Origin of the sequence: Paracoccus seriniphilus (assembly GCF_028553745.1) — a bacterium.
Taxonomy (GTDB): Bacteria; Pseudomonadota; Alphaproteobacteria; order Rhodobacterales; family Rhodobacteraceae; genus Paracoccus; species Paracoccus seriniphilus.
This window is the reverse complement of record NZ_CP067129.1, coordinates 1,721,118-1,740,719: the sequence shown is the minus strand read 5'-3', so window position 1 is coordinate 1,740,719 and position 19,602 is coordinate 1,721,118. Positions and strand designations below refer to the sequence as shown.

General features: G+C 61.2%; 18 protein-coding genes. 12 read left to right on the top strand and 6 right to left on the bottom strand.

What is annotated here, in order from left to right; genetic code table 11:
* Positions 1-4 precede the first annotated feature (4 nt).
* Complete coding sequence (locus JHW44_RS08490) at positions 5-289, bottom strand: SCP2 sterol-binding domain-containing protein (RefSeq protein WP_089343378.1); 285 nt, start codon at positions 287-289, stop codon at positions 5-7.
* Between the two features lie 190 nt (positions 290-479).
* Between JHW44_RS08490 and JHW44_RS08485 the strand changes: the two genes are divergently transcribed.
* From JHW44_RS08485 to JHW44_RS08435, 11 genes are all read left to right on the top strand, one after another.
* Positions 480-947: a tetratricopeptide repeat protein gene (locus JHW44_RS08485; RefSeq protein WP_245846874.1), complete on the top strand. Its 468-nt coding sequence runs from the start codon at positions 480-482 to the stop codon at positions 945-947.
* 10 nt (positions 948-957) lie between these two features.
* Positions 958-3,801 carry a helicase-related protein gene (locus JHW44_RS08480; protein WP_089343616.1) on the top strand — a complete coding sequence of 948 codons (2,844 nt, stop codon included), beginning with the start codon at positions 958-960 and terminating at the stop codon, positions 3,799-3,801.
* Complete coding sequence (locus JHW44_RS08475) at positions 3,798-4,091, top strand: RNA-binding S4 domain-containing protein (protein WP_089343379.1); 294 nt, start codon at positions 3,798-3,800, stop codon at positions 4,089-4,091. The genes JHW44_RS08480 and JHW44_RS08475 overlap by 4 nt, the downstream gene beginning before the upstream one ends.
* A gap of 161 nt (positions 4,092-4,252) precedes the next feature.
* Positions 4,253-4,591, top strand: a complete 339-nt coding sequence (gene fdxA / locus JHW44_RS08470; protein ID WP_089343380.1) for a ferredoxin FdxA — start codon at positions 4,253-4,255, stop codon at positions 4,589-4,591.
* A gap of 359 nt (positions 4,592-4,950) precedes the next feature.
* The gene (locus JHW44_RS08465) at positions 4,951-5,460 is read left to right on the top strand and encodes a CarD family transcriptional regulator (RefSeq protein ID WP_089343381.1); all 510 of its coding nucleotides are present in this window, start codon (positions 4,951-4,953) and stop codon (positions 5,458-5,460) included.
* A 150-nt stretch (positions 5,461-5,610) separates the two neighbouring features.
* A complete protein-coding gene (locus tag JHW44_RS08460) occupies positions 5,611-6,528 on the top strand; it encodes a manganese-dependent inorganic pyrophosphatase (RefSeq protein WP_089343382.1) in 918 nt (305 codons plus the stop codon).
* The gene (locus tag JHW44_RS08455) at positions 6,528-7,397 is read left to right on the top strand and encodes a TIGR01459 family HAD-type hydrolase (RefSeq protein ID WP_089343383.1); all 870 of its coding nucleotides are present in this window, start codon (positions 6,528-6,530) and stop codon (positions 7,395-7,397) included. Before JHW44_RS08460 ends, JHW44_RS08455 begins: the two co-directional genes overlap by 1 nt.
* A gap of 192 nt (positions 7,398-7,589) precedes the next feature.
* Entirely contained in the window at positions 7,590-8,033 is a 444-nt protein-coding gene (locus JHW44_RS08450; RefSeq protein WP_089343617.1) for a MaoC family dehydratase, read from the top strand.
* Positions 8,034-8,062: 29 nt separating this feature from the next.
* A complete protein-coding gene (locus JHW44_RS08445; protein WP_089343384.1) occupies positions 8,063-8,992 on the top strand; it encodes a bifunctional riboflavin kinase/FAD synthetase in 930 nt (309 codons plus the stop codon).
* Entirely contained in the window at positions 8,992-9,432 is a 441-nt protein-coding gene (locus JHW44_RS08440; protein WP_089343385.1) for a YcgN family cysteine cluster protein, read from the top strand. Before JHW44_RS08445 ends, JHW44_RS08440 begins: the two co-directional genes overlap by 1 nt.
* The gene (locus JHW44_RS08435; protein ID WP_089343386.1) at positions 9,429-10,475 is read left to right on the top strand and encodes a threonine aldolase family protein; all 1,047 of its coding nucleotides are present in this window, start codon (positions 9,429-9,431) and stop codon (positions 10,473-10,475) included. Before JHW44_RS08440 ends, JHW44_RS08435 begins: the two co-directional genes overlap by 4 nt.
* Positions 10,476-10,478: 3 nt before the next feature.
* Here JHW44_RS08435 and JHW44_RS08430 read toward each other — a convergent pair whose 3' ends face one another.
* From JHW44_RS08430 to JHW44_RS08410, 5 genes are all read right to left on the bottom strand, one after another.
* Positions 10,479-10,958, bottom strand: a complete 480-nt coding sequence (locus JHW44_RS08430; RefSeq protein WP_089343387.1) for a CinA family protein — start codon at positions 10,956-10,958, stop codon at positions 10,479-10,481.
* Entirely contained in the window at positions 10,955-11,446 is a 492-nt protein-coding gene (locus JHW44_RS08425) for a phosphatidylglycerophosphatase A family protein (RefSeq protein ID WP_089343388.1), read from the bottom strand. The genes JHW44_RS08430 and JHW44_RS08425 overlap by 4 nt, the downstream gene beginning before the upstream one ends.
* A gap of 3 nt (positions 11,447-11,449) precedes the next feature.
* Positions 11,450-12,598 carry a bifunctional 2-C-methyl-D-erythritol 4-phosphate cytidylyltransferase/2-C-methyl-D-erythritol 2,4-cyclodiphosphate synthase gene (locus tag JHW44_RS08420; protein ID WP_089343389.1) on the bottom strand — a complete coding sequence of 383 codons (1,149 nt, stop codon included), beginning with the start codon at positions 12,596-12,598 and terminating at the stop codon, positions 11,450-11,452.
* Complete coding sequence (gene purL / locus JHW44_RS08415) at positions 12,595-14,775, bottom strand: phosphoribosylformylglycinamidine synthase subunit PurL (RefSeq protein WP_089343390.1); 2,181 nt, start codon at positions 14,773-14,775, stop codon at positions 12,595-12,597. The genes JHW44_RS08420 and purL overlap by 4 nt, the downstream gene beginning before the upstream one ends.
* Positions 14,776-15,114: 339 nt before the next feature.
* Positions 15,115-16,023, bottom strand: a complete 909-nt coding sequence (locus JHW44_RS08410) for a LysR family transcriptional regulator (RefSeq protein ID WP_089343391.1) — start codon at positions 16,021-16,023, stop codon at positions 15,115-15,117.
* A gap of 161 nt (positions 16,024-16,184) precedes the next feature.
* Between JHW44_RS08410 and JHW44_RS08405 the strand changes: the two genes are divergently transcribed.
* Positions 16,185-19,574: an indolepyruvate ferredoxin oxidoreductase family protein gene (locus tag JHW44_RS08405; RefSeq protein WP_089343392.1), complete on the top strand. Its 3,390-nt coding sequence runs from the start codon at positions 16,185-16,187 to the stop codon at positions 19,572-19,574.
* The last annotated feature ends 28 nt before the right edge of the window (positions 19,575-19,602 follow it).

Genomic DNA, 19,602 nt, shown 5'->3' with positions numbered 1-19,602 from the left:
CTGTTCAGGAAAGGGCCTGGCCAAGCTGCATCGCGACACCCATGTTGCCGTCGATCTTCAGCTTGCCGGTCATGAAGGCGGTGGTGGGGTTCACGCTGCCATTCAGGATGCCTTCAAAGGTTTCGCGGCTGGCCTTCAGCGTTACCTCGGCCTCTTCATCGCCCGCATGGACGCCGTTTTCATCGATCATGATCGCGCCTTCGTCCTCGATCACGAATTTTGCGGTCGAACCGAAGCTGCCGATCTTTTCATTCAGCTTTTCAACGGCAGCAGTCACAACTTTGCTCATTTCGGTCCTCTTTTCGCGCTTGGGCTGGTGCCCGGTGGCCGGGCTGGGTTACACCACGACTATGGGCCACGAACCAGCATATTTCCACCGTGTCGTCGCGGCATTACGGTCTCGAATAGTTCCGATTTTCATCATTTGCGCAACAGTTTTCGCACAGGCTGACGTTGCGCTGGCGCAGGACGGATCGCACATGCAGGAATCCTTTGCGCAACTGGCGGATCCCGACGGGGAGGGCTGGCGAATCGCCGAGGCGGATATCCTGCGCGAGTGGTCAAAATCGGGCTCGGCTGCGATGGACCTGTTGCTCAAGCGCGGCGAAGAGGCGCTGGACCTGGGAGAGATCGATCTGGCCATCGGGCATCTGACCGCGCTGACCGATCATGCCCCGGATTTTGCCGCCGGATGGCTGGCGCGCGCCCAGGCCTATGCCGCGGCCGGGAAAGTCGGTCCTGCCATTGACGATCTGGCGCATGCGCTTCAGCTTGAGCCGCGACATTTCGTCGCGCTGACCCAGTTGGGGGCCATGCTCGAGGAAATCGGCGATGAGGAACGGGCGCTGAAGGCCTATCGTCAAAGTCTGGAAATCCATCCCCATCAGCAAGAGGCGATTGACGCTGTCCAGAGACTGGAAGATCAGCGTCAGGGCACCGATATCTAGGGCCATGAGCATGCATGACAAAGGCCGGATCACGGCCGTTCTGGGGCCGACCAATACCGGCAAGACCCATTACGCAATCGAACGGATGCTGGCGCATCGCAGCGGGGTCATCGGCCTGCCGCTGCGCCTTCTGGCGCGCGAGGTCTATGACCGGATTGTCAAGCTGCGCGGCCCCTCGGTCGTTGCCCTGGTGACGGGGGAAGAACGCATCGTGCCTGATCGCGTCCAGTATTGGGTCGCCACGACCGAGGCCATGCCCGAGGTCGGTGCCGATTTCGTCGCCATCGATGAAATCCAGTTGTGCGCCGACCCCGATCGGGGTCATGTCTTTACCGACCGGCTGCTGAACCTGCGCGGCCTGCAGGAAACGCTTTTCCTTGGCAGCGACACCATGCGCCCTGCGATTGCAGCCTTGGTGCCGGGGGTTCAGTTCCAGCGGCGCGAGCGGTTCTCCACGCTGTCGTGGGCCGGATCGAAAAAGCTCAGCCGGATGCCGACGCGTTCGGCCATTGTCGGTTTCAGCGTCGATGACGTCTATGCGATGGCCGAATTGCTGCGCCGCCAGAAGGGCGGCTGCGCGGTGGTCATGGGTGCCCTGTCGCCGCGCACGCGTAACGCCCAGGTCGAGATGTATCAGGCCGGAGAGGTCGATTATCTGGTCGCGACCGATGCCATCGGCATGGGGCTGAATCTTGATATCCGCCATGTGGCCTTCAGCGCGACGCACAAGTTCGATGGGCGCCGTGTCAGGGCACTGTTTCCCCATGAATTGGGCCAGATTGCCGGCCGTGCCGGGCGGCACACGGAATCCGGCAGCTTCGGCGTCACCGGCGAAGCCGGGATTCTTGATGAGGGGCTGATCTCGGCCATCGAGAACCACCGCTTTCAACCCATCAGCCGTCTGATGTGGCGCAACACCAGGCTGGAATACGGCACGATGGATCGACTGCTGCAGAGCCTCGAGACCGGACCGGACCACGAATTGCTGACCCGCGGGCGCGAAGCCGATGACATTCACGCGCTGAAGGTCCTGCGCGAGATGCCGGAAATCCGCGACCGCGTGCAGGGCGGCAAGGACGTGCGGCTGTTGTGGGATGTCTGCCGGGTTCCGGATTTTCGCAAGATATCGACCGGCGAACACAGCAGCCTTCTGGCTCGAATCTATGGTTTCTTGCAGGATGGGCGCATCCCGTCTGACTGGCTTGCGCGGGCAATCGCGCGAATCGACAAGACGCATGGCGATATTGATGCACTCTCGAAGAGACTGGCATATATTCGCACATGGACCTATGTCGCGCAGCGGTCAGGCTGGGTTGATGACGAAAGTCATTGGCGCGGAGAAACTCGCGCTGTAGAAGACCGCCTGTCAGATGCGCTGCATGCAGCGTTGACCCAACGATTTGTGGACCGGCGCACATCCGTGCTCTTGCGCCGGCTCAAGCAGAAGGAGAGCCTTGTGGCCGAAGTGAACGACAAGGGCGAAGTAAGTGTCGAGGGCGAATTCGCCGGTCGACTGGAAGGTTTCCGCTTTCGTCCCGACCAGACCGCAACGGCGGACGAGGCGAAGATGCTGAACAGGGTCAGCTATGAAGCGCTGCGTCCCGAGTTTCATCTGCGGGCAGATCGCTTTTATAACGCGCCTGATACCGAGCTGGACTTTACCGAACAGGGCGGCCTGATGTGGGGTGGTTCCGCGGTCGGCAAGCTGGTCAAAGGTGCCGATCCGCTCAGCCCCTCGGTGCAGGTCTTCGTTGATGAAGAGGCCGGCGAAGATATCGCCGAAAAGGTCAAGCGCCGCCTTCAGCATTTCATCGATCGCAAGATCAGCGCCCTGTTCGAACCGCTGATCGCCATGCAGAAGGACGAAAGCCTGACCGGGCTTGCCCGTGGCTTTGCCTTCCGTCTGGTCGAGACGCTTGGAGTCGTGGCCCGCGAGGGTGTGGCCAATGAAGTGAAGGAACTGGACCAGGAAGCCCGCGGCATGTTGCGCAAGCATGGCGTCCGCTTTGGCCAGTTCACGATCTTCATGCCGGCCTTGCTGAAACCGGCACCGACGCGTCTGCGTCTGGTGCTTTGGTCGCTGGCCCAGGGGCTGGACGAATTTCCCGAGAGCCCCCCGCCGGGGCTGGTGACGATTCCCCATATCCCCGAGGTTCCGGACGGGTATTACACGCTGTCGGGCTATCGCCCGGCGGGCGAGCGTGCCATCCGCATCGACATGCTGGAACGTCTGGCCGACCTGCTGCGCGCACAGGACACGCGGGGCGGCTTCGAGGCGAATCCGGACATGCTGTCGATCACCGGCATGACGCTGGAGCAATTCGCGGGGCTGATGCAGGGGCTGGGCTATTCGGCAGAGAAGGGCGAACGTCCCAAGGTCAAGGCCGCCGCTCCGGTTCAGCCCGAGGCTCCTGCGCCCGAGGCTTCGGATGCGCCGCTGACCGAAGAGGAAAGCGTGCTGGCGGCCGAAACCCGCGCCAAATGGGAAGCCGAACAGGCCGAGAAGCGTCGTGCCGCCGCAGCCGAAGAGGGCGAGACCGACAAGGAACCCCCTGCCGCAGCCGAGACCGAGGTGTTTTACACCTTCCGTTGGGCACCCAGACCGCGCAACAACCGTCGCCCGCAGGGTGATGGACAGGGGCGCAAGGGCGGTCAGCGCCGCGATGCGGGGCAGGCCGATGCGCGCGCTGACAAGCCGGCGCGCGAAGGCGGCAAGCCAAGAGGCAAGGGTGGTCCGCGCAAGGGCGGCAAGCCGCAGAAGCAATCGCCCAAGACCTTTTCCTCTCGACCCGAGAAAAAGACCGATCCTGACAGCCCCTTCGCGGTTCTTGCGGCGCTCAAGACCAAGAAGTGAGCGAGACGGCCGAAACCCTGCGGCTGGACAAATGGCTGTTCTTCGCGCGGTTTTTCAAATCGCGCGGAGTTGCGGCCGAGCGGATAGAACGGGGTGGCATTCGCCTGAACGGGCAGCCCTGCCGCAAGCCGGGACGCGCGATTCGTCCCGGTGACCTGATTGTCATCTCGGCTTTCGGACATCTGCGCTGCATCCGGGTCACGGCCTTGCCTGAACGGCGTGGCCCGGCCAGTGAAGCAAGGGAATCCTACGAGATCCTCGATGATGGCGCGGCCCAGAAGTCCGGCTGATTGCTGACCGGCGGGTCAGATTTCGCCTGTGCGCACCTGCTGGCGAACGGATGTTCTGCGAGTTCCGGCAGGACAAAGACACAGGTCTTTTCAGCACGGGTGACCTTGAATGATTCCGGCCGCAGGCGTAACTGTCAGCGCGGATCGAACTGGAGTATGCAATGACTTATGTTGTCACCGATAATTGCATCATGTGCAAATATACCGACTGTGTAGAGGTCTGTCCCGTGGACTGCTTTTACGAGGGTGAGAACACATTGGTCATTCATCCCGACGAATGTATCGACTGCGGGGTTTGTGAACCGGAATGCCCGGCTGACGCCATCCGTCCCGATACCGAGCCGGAGATGGAGAAATGGGTCGAGTTCAACCGCAAATACTCGGAGCAATGGCCGGTCATCACCCAGAAGAAGGATCCCCTGCCCACGGCAGAGGAGATGGACGGCGTGGCCGGAAAGCTGGAAAAATATTTTTCCGAGACGCCGGGCGAGGGTGACTGAGGCGGACGTGCTGATTAAGGTTGATGTTTGACCGATAGTACGGGCGATTCGTTCTGACGTTGCCGTGATGACGCGGTCGAAACTCGTCAGGGCGCTGAAATCGAAGCGGAAAGACGCCTGCGTATGGCATTGCGCGGGTGTTTTCGCGCCACTTTTTTTGTGGGCGAATTTATGCTATGTTCAATTCTCATTTGTGTCCGTCTGGTGTCAGAGGCCCGGCGGATGCGCGCCCGTATTGACCCCTCATGTTCTCTGCCGGCCATGAGGTAAAGACAAAGATCAAGAATCGGACCGCAGGTGGCATGTGCCGCTTACGGTCTTTTGTGCCCTCGACAGGGCGCCACCTAGAGGAAGCCTGAATGTCCAAAGCCAAGAAAAGCGAATTTCGTCCTGACGACTTTGTTGTCTACCCTGCGCATGGTGTCGGCCAGATCGTGTCGATCGAAGAGCAGGAAGTCGCAGGATTGCGTCTGGAGATGTTTGTGATCTCTTTCGAAAAGGACAAGATGACGCTGCGCGTGCCGACGGCCCGTGCCAGCGAAATCGGAATGCGCGGCTTGTCCTCGCCTGATCTGATCGACCGTGCGCTGGAAACCCTGAAGGGCAAGGCCCGGGTCAAGCGGGCCATGTGGTCGCGTCGTGCCCAGGAATATGATCAGAAGATCAATTCCGGCGATCTGATGTCGATCGCCGAAGTGGTGCGCGATCTGCACCGCAATGATGAACAGCGTGAACAATCCTATTCCGAACGTCAGCTTTACGAAGCTGCGCTGGACCGGCTGACTCGCGAAGTGGCTGCCGTCAGCGGCCTTGACGAAGGTTCTGCCCAGAAGCGCGTCGAAGAGGTTCTGCTGTCGCGTGCGGCCTGACAGGGCATTCGGATCCTGTTGCTGTGGGCGTCCCGAAAGGGGCGCCTTTTTTGATGGCAGCTCCGGGTTGCCGAAGCTTGGGGCGCGTGGACATCACGGCCTGCCGCGCCTATAAGTCGCGCGACTTCGGAACCCCTTTAGAGGTGCAACATGATCAAGGTCTTCGGACATACCGCCCCCGATACAGATTCGACCGGCTCTCCTATCGTCTGGGCCTGGTATCTTAACGAAATCCGCAAGTTGCCTGCAAAGGCCGTCTTGCAGGGCGAGCCGAATACCGAGGCAGCATGGATGCTGACCCGCTGGAATCTGGACAAGCCCGAGATCATCAGCGATGTCGCCGAGGGCGAGGATTGCGTCATTGTCGACACCAACAATCCCGCCGAGCTTCCGAAATCGATCAACGATGCCAATGTGATCGAGATCATCGACCACCACATGCTGGTTGGCGGCATCAAGACGCGCAGCCCGATCAATATTACCATTCGCCCGCTGGCCTGCACGGCCACGATCATGCATGACCTGATCGGTGATGACATGGCGCAGATGCCTGATGCGATCAAAGGGGCGATGCTGACCTGCATTCTGTCCGACACGATGGAATTCCGCAGCCCGACCACCACCGACCATGATCGCGCCATTGCCGAGAAACTGGCGGCGGAACTGGGCGTCGATATTCCGGAATTCGCTGCCGAGATGTTCGCGGCGAAATCCGATGTCAGCGAATTCAGTGATGAAGATCTGCTGCGCATGGACAGCAAGGAATTCGAGGTGGGTGGCAAGAAGCTGCGCGTTTCGGTTCTGGAAACCACCGCGCCGCGCGTCCTGCTGGACCGCAAGGCGAACCTGATGGCGGCCATGCCGGTGGTTGCCGGTGCCGATGGCGCGGATGAGGTTCTGTTGTTCATCATTGATATCCTGAACGAAGAGGCGACCCTGCTGATCCCCAATGATCTGGTCAAACAGATCGCCGAGAAGAGCTTTGGCGTGACAGTCTCTGGCGATACCGTTGTCCTGCCCGGTGTGCTGAGCCGCAAGAAGCAGATCATGCCGGCATTGGCCATCTGATGACCCGGATCATTCAATCGCTTTCGCAGATCGGCACGAATTACGACGTCTTGTTCTGCGATCTCTGGGGGTGCCTGCACAATGGCAAGCAGCCCTATGCCGCCGCCGTCGCCGCATTGCAGGACTTCCGCAAGAATGGCGGGCGCGTCGTGTTGATGACCAATGCGCCGCGTCCGAACCAATATGTGATCGCCCAGCTTGATCGCATGAATGTGCCGCGAGATACTTGGGACATGGTGATCAGCTCGGGCGATGCCGCGCAGGACGCCATGTTTGCCGGAGCAGTCGGGCGCAAGGTCTGGCATATCGGCACCGCGAAGGATGACGGCTTCTTCAATGATGTCCCCGAGGAATGGGCTGACCAGCCCGATGTGACCCGCGTCCCCCTTGAGGAAGCCGAGGGAATCGTCGCGACGGGCCCCTTTGACGAGATCAACGAGGCACCCGAGGATTATCGCGCGCGTTTCATGCTGGCGCGCGAGCGCGGGCTGAAGCTGCTTTGCGCCAATCCGGATGTCGTGGTGGATATGGGCGAGACGCGGATCTACTGCGCCGGTGCCCTGGCCGAATTCTATGAGGAACTTGGCGGCGAGTCGCTTTATTTCGGCAAGCCGCATCCGCCAATCTATGAGCGTGCCCGGCGACTGATGAATCTGACCGACAATTCGCGGATTCTGGCCGTGGGTGACGGGATCAACACCGACATTCGCGGCGCTGCGCAAGAGGGGATCGACGCATTGTTCGTGACCGGCGGCCTGGCTGCCGCGGCATTTGGCGATGATGTCGAAAACCCCGACCCCGAGCTGCTGCGCGAATGGCTGGCCTCGCGTCAATTGCATCCTGAATACAGCATCGGGCGACTGCGCTGACCCTGTTCTGAATGAATTTTCCAAAGGCCCGCTTGTTGCAAGCGGGCCTTTTCTGTTGTCGGGGGTGGGATTTCGTTCGGCAATAATATGTCGCCGATTGGTAGTGTGTGTATATTTTGTTGCGCGACGGATTGAATGCTGCTATGCAGCATGAATGTCAGAATAACCCCGGCGCAGCAGATGGAAGAGACCATGTTTGACAATTTCCCCCGTGGCACGATCGTCATCGAGGATCTCGAGGTCGGGATGACGCGTCATTTGCAAAAGCAGATCACCGATCGCGATATCGAGCTGTTTGCCGAGGTTTCTACTGACCGCAATCCCGTGCATCTGGATGACAGCTATGCGCAGGACACCATCTTTGAGGGACGTATAGCCCATGGGATGCTGACCGCGGGGCTTGTTTCGGCCGTGATCGGAGAGCAACTGCCGGGTCATGGCACGGTCTATCTGGGCCAGACGCTGAAATTCATGGCGCCTGTTCGTCCCGGTGACATGGTGCGTGCAGAAGTGACAGTCGAAACAATCGATCACGCGAAAAGACGAGTGACGCTTGCAACCCGCTGTCTCGTGGGCGATACGGTCGTGCTAAAAGGCGAGGCGGTCGTGCTGGCCCCAAGCCGCAAGTTCGACTGACGGGGCGGCTGCGCCCCATTGGGGGCCTAGTGCATATCCATCGCGACTGGACAGGGATACCGGCTGACGCCCGAGGCGCATCGGTTGCCATGGGTAATTTCGACGGCGTACACATGGGGCATCGCGCGGTCATTGATGCCGCGCGCAAGGCTGCAGATGCGCCCCTGGGAATCCTGACCTTTGAACCGCATCCGCGTCAGTTCTTTGCGCCGGACGCTCCGCCTTTCAGATTGATGAACTCCGAGGCCCGCGCCAATCGACTGGCGCGACTGGGGGCTCAGCATCTGTATGAGTTGCCGTTCGGTCCGGTGATTGCCGGTCTGACGCCCGAGGCCTTTGCGCGCGAGGTTCTGGTCGATGGTCTGGGTGTTGCCCATGTGACGGTCGGGCAGGATTTCTGCTTTGGCCACAAGCGTTCGGGCAATGTCGAGATCTTGCGTGAACTTGGGGCGCAGCTTGGTTTCGGCGTGACCGCAGTTCCGCTGGTCGGCCATGAAGGGCAGGAATACAGTTCGACCGCCATTCGCGCCGCCCTCGCCGAGGGGCGGCCGCGCGATGCCGAACGGATGCTGGGACATTGGCACCGCATCGAGGGCGAAGTCGTGCATGGCGAAAAGCGCGGACGCGAGCTGGGCTGGCCCACTGCCAACATGCGGCTGGATGATCTGCATCTTCCGCGCCTGGGCGTCTATGCGGTGCTGGTCGATGTGCTGACCGGCTCGGCGCAGCTGTCTTGCAAGGGGGTCGCCAGCCTTGGTGTGCGGCCCATGTTCGGGCGCAACGAACCCAATCTGGAGGTGCATCTTTTCGATTTCTCGGGCGATCTGTATGGGCAACATCTGTCCATTGCGCTGGTCGATTTCCTGCGGGACGAAGCCAGGTTCGACTCGCTGGACGCCCTGATCCGGCAGATCGAGGATGACGCCGATCAGGCACGCATGATCCTGGCGGGTGTGTGATGCGCGAACGTTTCTGGGAATTGCCTCTGTCGCGGCTGGATCGCGAGGAATGGGAAGCTCTTTGTGACGGTTGCGGCAAATGCTGCCTGAACAAGATCGAATATGAGGACACCGGCGAACTGGCCTTCACCCGCGTTGCCTGCAAGCTGCTTGACGGTCACAGCTGTCAATGCAGTTCCTATGCAAACCGACATGATTTCGTGCCTGAATGTGTTGTGCTGACACCGGGAAAGCTGAAGGAAATCGCTTGGTGGCTGCCTTCGACCTGCGCCTATCGGCTGCGTCATGAGGGGCGGCCCCTGTACAAATGGCATCCGTTGATCTCGGGTGATCCCGAAACGGTTCACAGCGCCAAGGTCAGCGTGCGCGGCTGGACCGTCAGCGAGGCCGAGGTGAGCGAAGAGGACTGGGAAGACCACATCATCGAGGAGCTTTCGTGAATTTCGCCTCGGACAATGCCTATGGCGCGCATCCTGCCGTCATGCAGGCGCTTGTCGACTGCAACGATGGCGCGGTGATGGGTTATGGTGCCGATCCGGTCACGGCGCGCGCAACGGCCGCTCTGCGCGAGGTTTTCGAGGCGCCCGAGGCGATCGTGCGTTTCGTGGCGACCGGCACGGCGGCAAATGCGCTTGTCTGTGCCCAGCTGTCTCCGGGATATGGCCGGATCTATTGTCACCGTGATGCCCATATCGAAACCAGCGAATGCGGCGCGCCCGAGTTCTTTTCCGGCGGCGGCAAGCTGATCACCCTTCCGGGGGATGCCGGCAAGCTGCGGCCCGATGTGCTGAAAGAGGCAATCCGTATCGGCGCAGGCGAGGGGCTGAATGGCGGGTGCAATGCCATGGTGTCGCTGACCAATGCCACGGAATTGGGCACGGTCTATTCGCCGGACGAAGTTGCCGCGCTCTGCGAGGTCAGCCATGCCGCCGGACTGCCCGTCCATATGGATGGCGCACGTTTTGCCAACGCGATGGCCTCGCTGGATGCTGCACCGGCGGATGTGACCTGGCGCGCGGGTGTCGATGCGCTTTGCTTTGGTGGCACCAAGAATGGTGCCATGGCAGCAGAGGCGGTGCTGTTCTTTGATCCTGATCGCGCCGAAGGCTTTGACTATCGTCGCAAGCAGTCGGGGCATGTCTTTTCCAAACAGCGCTTTCTGGCGGCGCAGATGCTGGCACTGTCCGAGAGTGGCCTGTGGCTGGATCTGGCGCGTCGGGCGAACTGTGCGGCGGTCAGACTGGCCGAGGGCGTCCAGCGGGCCGGAGGGCGGCTGCTGGCCCCGGTGGAAAGCAATGCCGTCTTTGCCGAGATCCCACTGGCGGCGCATCAGCGTGCCGTGGCGGCGGATGCGAAATATCACCTTTGGCCAGATGCGTCGGCGGAAAGACTGGATCCGGTTCCGGTGCGGCTGGTGACATCATGGAACACGCCCCAGTCCGATATTGACGGCCTGACGGCGATTTTGTGCGGTGAGACCTAGCAGCTAGGTGGGGTCATCGGTCATGGCGTCCAGCAGCATCTGCAACGCATGTTCCACCGTGGCCTGACGGACATTCGCGCGGCCCAATGCCCCGAATTCCACCAGGCTGGTGGTCGTGCCCGATGCCTGTGCCAGACCGAAACAGACGCGGCCTTCGGGCTTGTGCTCTGACCCCCCCGGACCTGCAATCCCCGTGACAGAGACTGCCAGCCCGGCCTGAGAGCGCTGTAGCGCACCCTGCGCCATTTCGGCGGCGACCTCGATGCTGACAGCGCCATGGGCCTGCAGGGTTTCAGCGGCCACGCCCAGCATCCGTTGCTTGGCGGCATTGGAATAGGTGATGAAGCCGCAATCGACCACTGCCGATGATCCGGGGATCTCGGTCAGGCTGGCCGCGATCAGCCCGCCGGTGCAGCTTTCGGCGGTGGCGATCATCACCCCGCGGGCCTGCGCCGCCTGCAGAACCTGAGCTGCCAGGGTCACATCAGCACCAGATGGGCAAAGGCGGCGGCCAGCAGCGTGGCGATACCGGCAAAGAGCCCGGCCCAGAGATCGTCCTTCATCACGCCGTCAACACCGCCATTGCGATCGGCGCGTCCGACCAGCCAGGGCTTCCAGATGTCGAACAGGCGGAAGAACAGGAATGCGGCCAGCCAGCCGGGATAGGGGAAGGTGTCAGAGGGTATTTGGGCGAAGAAGAAGGCGGCCGAGGGAAAGCAGAGGGCGAGCCATTGTCCAGCCACTTCGTCAATGACGATCTCGCTGCGGTCGGGATCGCTCATGCCCTGTGTATGGCGGCGCACGGCCCGGAAGCCGACAATCGTCACGATCACCGTGGCGGCGGCCAGCAACGGGAAATGCCCGATACGGTGCAACAGCAGCCCCAGCAGCACGGCGACGGCCGATCCCCAGGTGCCCGGTGCGGGTTTCAGAAGCCCGGCTCCGAACCAGATGCAAAGCAGACGATCCATGCGTTATTCCTTGATGAGAGCGATCGTCGCAATCGCGGCGATCCCTTCGCGGCGGCCGGTAAAGCCCAGGCGTTCCGATGTTGTCGCCTTGACGCTGATGCGCGAGGCATCAATATCCATGATTGCCGCCAGCCGATCCTGCATTGCACCGGCATGGGGGCCGATCTTGGGGGCCTCGCAGATCAGGGTGATATCGGCATTGCCGAAGGCAAATCCGCGCTTGCGGGCAAGTTCGGCTGCGTGGCGCAGGAAGATGGCGCTGTCGGCACCCTTCCATTGCGGATCGCTTGGCGGAAAATGGCGCCCGATATCGCCTTCGGCCAGCGCACCATAGATCGCATCGGTCAGGGCATGCATGCCGACATCGGCGTCGGAATGGCCAACCAGACCGGCATCATGGGGAATCTGCACACCGCAAAGCCAGACATGATCGCCCGGTCCGAAGGCGTGGACGTCATAGCCATTGCCAAGACGAATATCCATGTGACCTCTCAGCAGTCTTTCTGCCCGCGCGAAATCTGCGGGATAGGTGATTTTCAGATTGTTCTCGTCGCCGGGCGTAATTGCAACCTCGATCCCGGATCTGCGTGCCAGTTCGACATCGTCGGCTGCATCCTGCGGATGGTTGCGATGGGCCTGCAAGATGGCTTCAAGGGCAAAACCCTGTGGTGTCTGGGCGCGATACAGCCCTTCACGCGAGGCCGTCCCGCACACCCGTTGGTTCTCTCCGCGCCAGAGGGCATCCGTCACGGGAACGGCCGGTGCAGCGGCCTCTGCGCCTGTAGAAAGGGCCATGACGACGCCGCTGATGACCTCGTCGCTGACCAGGGGCCGCGCGCCGTCATGGATCAGCACATGGGTGATGTCGCTATGTTCCAGCGATTCCAGCGCCGCCCTGACGCTGGCCGCGCGGCTGTCACCGCCGGTGACGATGGTGACGGAGCCGCAGGTCAGGGCGATGGCCCGAGCCATGTCGTCGGGATGCACGACCAGCACCACGCGCTCGAAGCCGGAAAATGCCGCCAGCGTGTGGGCCAGCACGGGACGATCACCCAGCTGGCACCATTGTTTCGGGCGGTCACCGCCAGCGCGGCTGCCCCGACCTGCCGCGGTGATGATCGCGGCAAAGCCTGTGGGCGGGGTCACGCTCATGCGTGGTCGGGCATGTCGCCCCTGATCGCATCCGCGAAGGCCGTGCGATAGAGCGAGGACAGTGCTTGCAGCGGGGCCGTATCGCCGCCCAGTGAAACCGTGTCACCGCCAATCCGGCCAACCGTCGCAAGGGGCACCCCTGCCGCTTGCGCTGCTGCCGTCAGGGCTTTGGCACCTGCCGGAGTGCAGGCCACAAGGTAGCGGGCCTGATCTTCGCCGAAGAGCTGCGCGATCTGATCGCTGTCCAACGTGACGCCCAAGCCGGCGGATTCGGCCATTTCGAATGCGGCCAGTGCCAGACCGCCATCCGAAAGATCGGTTGCCGCAGTCAGGTGTTCGCGGTTGTCGCGCAGGAAGCTGCCATGCTTCCTTTCGGCATCCAGATCGACATGGGGCGCATCACCGCTTTCGATCCCGAAGGCTTCATAAGCCAGCGCCGATTGGCCAAGATGCCCCTCGGTCGCGCCGATGACCAGCAGCAGATCGCCTTCGGAGGGCAGGCCGGAGATCAGCCCGCCGAGATCCTCGATCAGGCCCACGCCGCCAATGGTCGGGGTCGGCAGGATGCCTGTGCCATCGGTTTCATTGTACAGTGAGACATTGCCGGAAACGATGGGGAAGTCCAGGGCACGGCAGGCTTCGCCAATGCCTTTGATCGCGCCGACGAACTGGCCCATGATTTCGGGCTTTTCCGGATTGCCGAAATTCAGGTTGTCGGTTGTGGCCAGCGGCGTGGCCCCGGCAGCGCAGAGATTGCGATAGGCCTCGGCGACGGCCTGTTTGCCGCCTTCAAAGGGATTGGCACGGACATAGCGCGGGGTGACATCGCTGGTGAAGGCCAGGGCCTTGTTGGTGCCATGCACGCGCACGACGCCGGCGCCAATGCCGGGGCGGCGGATCGTGTCGGCCCCGACCTGCGTGTCGTATTGTTCCCAGACCCAGGCCTTGTGCGCATAATTGGGCGATCCGATCAGCGACTTCAGTGCCTCGATCGGGCGGATGTCGGGCAGGGTCGGGTTGTCGCCAGCGGGCGGGGTTTCGACCCAGGGGCGGTCATATTCCGGCGCGCTGGAGGCCAGCTTGGACAGCGGCAGATCGGCTTTGACATCATTGCCATGGATGATCAGGAAACGATCTTCGGCGACGGTCTCTCCAACGATGGCGAAATCCAGATCCCATTTTTCAAAGATCGCGCGGGCTTCGGCCTCTTTTTCAGGCTTGAGCACCATCAGCATGCGTTCCTGTGATTCCGACAACATCATTTCATAGGCGGTCATGTCGGTTTCGCGCTGGGGCACGGCATCAAGTTGCAGTTTGATGCCCAGACCGCCCTTGTCGCCCATTTCCACGGCCGAGCAGGTCAGACCGGCTGCACCCATGTCCTGAATGGAGATCACGGCACCCGAGGCCATCAGTTCCAGACAGGCTTCCAGCAGGCATTTTTCGGTGAAGGGCGCGCCGACCTGAACGGTGGGGCGCTTTTCCTCGATCGTGTCGTCGAATTCGGCCGAGGCCATGGTGGCCCCGCCAACGCCATCGCGTCCGGTCTTGGCACCCAGATAGACAACCGGCATGCCCACGCCTGAAGCCGCCGAGTAGAATATCTTGTCGGCATCGGCCAAGCCGGCCGCAAAGGCGTTCACGAGGCAGTTGCCATCATAGGATTTGTGAAAACGCACTTCGCCACCGACATTGGGCACGCCAAAGCAGTTGCCATAGGCGCCGATACCTTCGACCACGCCCTTGACCAGATGCGAGGTCTTGGGGTGGGTGGTGCGTCCGAATGACAGCGAATCCATAGCGGCAATCGGGCGGGCGCCCATGGTGAAGACATCGCGCAGGATGCCGCCGATGCCGGTCGCCGCGCCCTGGTGGGGCTCGATATAAGAGGGGTGGTTGTGGCTTTCCATCTTGAAGACCACGGCCTGTCCATCGCCGATATCGACCACGCCGGCGTTCTCACCCGGTCCGCAGATGACCTGAGGCCCTTCGGTCGGCAGGGTGCGCAGCCATTTCTTCGAGGATTTATACGAGCAATGTTCGTTCCACATGGCGCTGAAGATGCCCAGTTCGGTAAAACTGGGCTCTCGGCCAATAATGTCCAGAATGCGATCATATTCCTCGGGCTTGAGCCCGTGCGCGGCGATCAGTTCCGGGGTGATCGACGGTTCCTGCATCTCTGGTCCTTCCTGGCGGTAGAGTCTGGCGCCTTTTATGGCGTGTCAGTCGCCATGGGAAGGGTCCGCTCGGCCCGGTTTGCCATATCAGGACAAAAAAAAGCCGGGCACTAAGCCCGGCCTAAGTCCAACAGGGAGGTAGAAGGTGATGCGCGGTTAGGCTGCCATCGCCTTCGTAGCCTGATTTATGGGCAGGATGTGAACGGTTCAAGTCTTTTCATGCTGCGCGCGCAGCATAGCCGACATGCAGTTGCCGAATGGCTACACGCCAAAGTTGCAGATTCGCCGCCGAATCGGCGGGTTTCACTACCCGAACGCGTTTTCTTTGGCGGGGTTACGTCAATGGGCGTTGCTGTTTTCGCTTTGATAGCGGCGATAGGCCTGAATCTCTTCCAAGACAAAATCGCGAAAGGCTGCAACGCGCTGGGTTTGGCGCAATTCTTCCGGATAGGCGAGGAAGACCGGGACTTCGCCGGATTCGGTATCGTCCAGAACGCGGACCAGTTCCGGGTGGTCGGCGGTCAGATAGTCGGGCAGAACGCCGATGCCGACATGAGCCAGGACGCTTTGCAGAACGCCAAAGTAGTTGTTGACCGTCAATGTCGAATTGACGTTCTGTGCCATGACTTCCTGTACCAGCCGCGCACCGGCCGCGACCTGTGGCTGATCGGTTTTCTGGCAGATGATGCGGTGCTTCGCCAGGTCTTCCATGGTTTTCGGTGTGCCGGCGTGGGCCAGATATTCCGTCGTCGCATAGAGACGCATACGGATGTTCAGCAGGCGCCGGCGGATCAGGTCGGACTGGCTGGGCTCTTTCATGCGGATGGCGACATCGGCCTCGCGCATGGGCAGATCCAGGACCCGTTCTTCCAGAATCAGGTCGATCTTCAGGTCAGGGTATTTTCTGTAAAGCTTGACCAGTCGCGGAGCCAGCCACAGCGTGCCAAAGCCGACGGTTGCCGTGACCTTCAGCTCGCCAAGGACATTTTCTTCGCTGTCCTTGATGCGCGCCGAGGCGGAATCCAGTTTGCGCGCCATGGATGACGTGGCTTCGAACAGCAATTCACCCTGTTCGGTCAGGATAAGCCCGCGCGCGTGGCGGTGGAACAGGGTGGTTCCCAGCGATTCTTCCAGGGCACGAATCTGACGGCTGACGGCTGACTGGGACAGATGCAGCGTATCCCCGGCATGGGTCAGGCTGCCTGCATCGGCTACCGCGTGAAAGATTCTAAGCTTGTCCCAGTCCATAGTTGTCACATTCCCGCATGGTCAGCCATGCATTTTTTGCAAGGCTGGCGCAGCCCTGCCTGTCTGTCACGCTTAGGTCAAGACCCGATTTTTTTCCTTTTTCGGTCAGCAATTCTGACCTATAGTGGCTTAAATGCTTAAGACATGGGAGGACATGTGGGATGAGCAAGCAGGAATTTTCGCTAGCCGACCGATTCGATCTGACAAAAACGCATGTGTTATTGAACGGAACGCAGGCACTTGTGCGGCTGATGCTCATGCAGGCAGCACGTGACAAAGCCGCCGGGCTGAACACGGCGGGACTTGTGACCGGCTATCGCGGATCTCCGCTGGGAGGGGTTGATCTGCAGATGATGCGCGAATCGCGTCGTCTGACCGAGTCCAACGTCCGGTTCCAGCCGGGGTTGAACGAAGACCTCGCCGCAACAGCAATCTGGGGCAGCCAGCAGGCAGAGTTGCGCGGCGAGGGGAAATATGACGGCGTCTATGCGCTGTGGTATGGCAAGGGGCCTGGCGTCGATCGCAGCGGCGACGTGATGCGTCACGCCAACATGGCCGGTTCCTCGGCGCATGGTGGCGTCGTGATGGCGATGGGTGACGACCACACGGGCGAATCCTCGACGGTGCTGCATCAGTCCGACTGGGCGATGATCGACGCCTATATTCCCGTCCTCTCTCCTGCGGGCGTTCAGGAGATCCTCGATTTCGGTCTGTATGGTTTTGCACTGTCGCGCTTTGCAGGCGTCTGGACCGGGCTCAAGACCATGAAGGATACCGTCGAGGCCACCGCCGTGGTCGACGGCAATCCGCATCGCCTGAATTTCGTGATCCCACAGTTCGACATGCCCGAGGGCGGGTTGAACATCCGGCTGAATGATACGCCGGTCGCGCAGGAAGCGCGGATGATCGACTACAAGCGTCAGGCGGCCGAGGCCTTCTCGCGCGCCAATCGCATCGACCGCAAGGTCTGGGGCAAGCAAGGCGCAAAGATCGGCTTTGTTGCCGCAGGCAAGAACTGGCTGGACCTGGTTCACGCGCTGTCGCTGCTGGGCATTGATGAGGCCGAGGCCGAACGTCTGGGGCTGACCACCTACAAGGTCGGCCAGACATGGCCGCTGGACATGAAGTCCATGCAGGAGTGGTCCGAAGATCTCGAGCTGATTGTCTGCGTCGAGGAAAAGCGCAAGCTGATCGAGGTTCAGCTGAAAGAGGCTATTTTCGATAATCGGCACGGGCGGCGCGTGCTTGGCTGGCGTCACGACCAGACGGGGGAAGAACTGTTCCCGACCCGCTACGCGCTGGATCCGGTGATGATCGCGCAGAAAATCGGTGCGATCCTGATCGAGGAGGGGCGGGGCACCGAACATATCCGCGCCGGTCTGCAGCGGCTGACCGAGGTGCGCCGCAATGACAATGCCCCCGAAATCGCCACGCGCACGCCCTGGTTCTGTTCAGGTTGCCCCCATAACACCTCGACCAGACTGCCCGAGGGCAGCCGGGCCTATGCGGGAATCGGATGCCATTACATGGTGCAGTGGATGGGCCGCGACACCGAGGGCTTTACCCATATGGGCGGCGAGGGTGCCAATTGGATCGGAGAGGCTCCATTCAGCAAGAGAAATCATGTTTTCCAGAATCTTGGAGACGGAACCTATAATCATTCAGGGAATCTGGCGATCCGGGCCGCGCTGGCTGCAGGAACCAATATCACCTACAAGATCCTGTATAACGACGCGGTTGCGATGACCGGCGGACAGCCCAATGAAGGCGGTCTGACCGCGCCCCAGATTGCGCGGGAACTGGTCGCGATGGGGGTCGATCCTGTCGTCGTGGTCTATGACGAAAAGGAAGATGTGACCCGCTCGGATTTCCCGGCGGGGCTGCGTTTTGAAGAACGCGCCGAGATGATGAATGTGCAGCGCGATCTGGAAAAGCTGAAGGGCGTCAGCGCGATCCTTTATATCCAGACCTGTGCGGCCGAAAAACGGCGCCGGCGCAAGAAGGGGGACTTTCCCGATCCGAACCGCCGCGTCTGGATCAATCCCGAGGTCTGCGAAGGATGCGGCGATTGCTCGGTTCAGTCAAATTGCGTGTCGATCGTGCCGCTGGATACGGAACTGGGCCGCAAGCGCCAGATCGACCAGTCCAGCTGCAACAAGGATTACAGCTGCCTGAACGGCTTTTGTCCCAGCTTCGTGACCGTCGAGGGTGGCAAGCTGCGCAAGCCCAAGGCCGAGACATTCGACATCCCCGATCTGCCCGATCCCGATCTGCCTGCCATCAACGGCACGCATAACGTCGTGATCACCGGCGTTGGCGGCACCGGCGTGGTCACCATCGGTGCTGTGCTGGCCCAGGCCGCCCATGTCGATGGCAAGGGTGCGGGCATGATGGAGATGGCCGGTCTGGCGCAAAAGGGCGGTGCTGTGCATATCCATCTGCGTCTTGCCGAGAAACCTGAAGACATCAGCGCCATTCGCGTTGCTACAGGTGAGGCTGACTGCGTGATCGGTGGAGATCTGGTGGTGACTGCCGGGGCGCGAACCATCGGGCTGATGACGACCGGGCGGACCGGGGCGGTGGTCAATGATCATGAGATCATCACCGGCGATTTTACCCGGTTTCGCGATTTCCAGGTGCCGTCGGACCGGTTGCGGATGTCGCTGGAGGCGCGGCTGGGCGAAAAGGTCTCTTTCTTCGATGCCAATGAACTGGCCCTGCGGATGCTGGGTGATTCCATCTATTCGAACATGCTGGTGCTGGGGGCCTGCTGGCAGCAGGGTCTGATCCCCCTGTCGCACGGGGCCATCATGCAGGCGATCGAACTGAATGGTGCCAAGGTTGCCGAAAACCAGCGTGCCTTCAATATCGGTCGTTGGGCGATGGTCCACCCCGATCAGGCACGCAAACCGCTGGATCCCGTGCAGATTTCTCCTGATCCGGTTGCCTATCGGGCGGACAGGCTGGTGGCCTATCAGGGCAAGGGGCTGGCGCGGAAGTTCCGCAAGCTGGTCGATGCCGCGCCAAAAGAACTGCGCAACAGCGTTGCCCAGGGCTATTTCAAGCTGCTGGCCTACAAGGATGAATACGAAGTTGCGCGGCTGCATCTGGGCACGATCGAACAGGTTGCCAAGACCTGGGAAGGTGACACCAAGCTGTCGCTGCATCTGGCACCGCCGATCCTGCCCGGCAAGGATGCCCAGGGACGCCCCAGGAAACGCGAGTTCGGCCCCTGGATGTTCAAGGCTTTCAAAGTACTGGCTGCCATGAAAGGGCTGCGCGGCACGCCGCTGGATCCCTTTGGCTATAGTGCCGAGCGCCGGGCCGAACGCGCCATGATCCGCCAATACGAACAGGACATGCGTGAGGTCTTTGCCAATGTCACCGATGCCACGATGCCCGTGGCCATTGAACTGGCGGAACTGCCGCTGAGCGTGCGCGGTTATGGGCCGGTCAAGGAGAAGGCCGCGGCCGAGGCGGAATTGCGTCGCCAGGAGCTTTTGGCGCAGTTCCGCAGCGGAGATGCACCGATCCGTGAAGCGGCCGAGTGAAACGGGTCATTCCCAATTGTCGCGCGGC

Coding starts and splice junctions, on each gene's coding strand:
- JHW44_RS08410 (WP_089343391.1), bottom strand. CDS start 16,023: ATGGACTGGGACAAGCTTAGAATCTTTCACGCGGTAGCCGATGCAGGC.
- fdxA (WP_089343380.1), top strand. CDS start 4,253: ATGACTTATGTTGTCACCGATAATTGCATCATGTGCAAATATACCGAC.
- JHW44_RS08480 (WP_089343616.1), top strand. CDS start 958: ATGCATGACAAAGGCCGGATCACGGCCGTTCTGGGGCCGACCAATACC.
- JHW44_RS08450 (WP_089343617.1), top strand. CDS start 7,590: ATGTTTGACAATTTCCCCCGTGGCACGATCGTCATCGAGGATCTCGAG.
- JHW44_RS08490 (WP_089343378.1), bottom strand. CDS start 289: ATGAGCAAAGTTGTGACTGCTGCCGTTGAAAAGCTGAATGAAAAGATC.
- JHW44_RS08425 (WP_089343388.1), bottom strand. CDS start 11,446: ATGGATCGTCTGCTTTGCATCTGGTTCGGAGCCGGGCTTCTGAAACCC.
- JHW44_RS08405 (WP_089343392.1), top strand. CDS start 16,185: ATGAGCAAGCAGGAATTTTCGCTAGCCGACCGATTCGATCTGACAAAA.
- JHW44_RS08455 (WP_089343383.1), top strand. CDS start 6,528: ATGACCCGGATCATTCAATCGCTTTCGCAGATCGGCACGAATTACGAC.
- JHW44_RS08485 (WP_245846874.1), top strand. CDS start 480: ATGCAGGAATCCTTTGCGCAACTGGCGGATCCCGACGGGGAGGGCTGG.
- JHW44_RS08420 (WP_089343389.1), bottom strand. CDS start 12,598: ATGAGCGTGACCCCGCCCACAGGCTTTGCCGCGATCATCACCGCGGCA.
- purL (WP_089343390.1), bottom strand. CDS start 14,775: ATGCAGGAACCGTCGATCACCCCGGAACTGATCGCCGCGCACGGGCTC.
- JHW44_RS08460 (WP_089343382.1), top strand. CDS start 5,611: ATGATCAAGGTCTTCGGACATACCGCCCCCGATACAGATTCGACCGGC.
- JHW44_RS08440 (WP_089343385.1), top strand. CDS start 8,992: ATGCGCGAACGTTTCTGGGAATTGCCTCTGTCGCGGCTGGATCGCGAG.
- JHW44_RS08465 (WP_089343381.1), top strand. CDS start 4,951: ATGTCCAAAGCCAAGAAAAGCGAATTTCGTCCTGACGACTTTGTTGTC.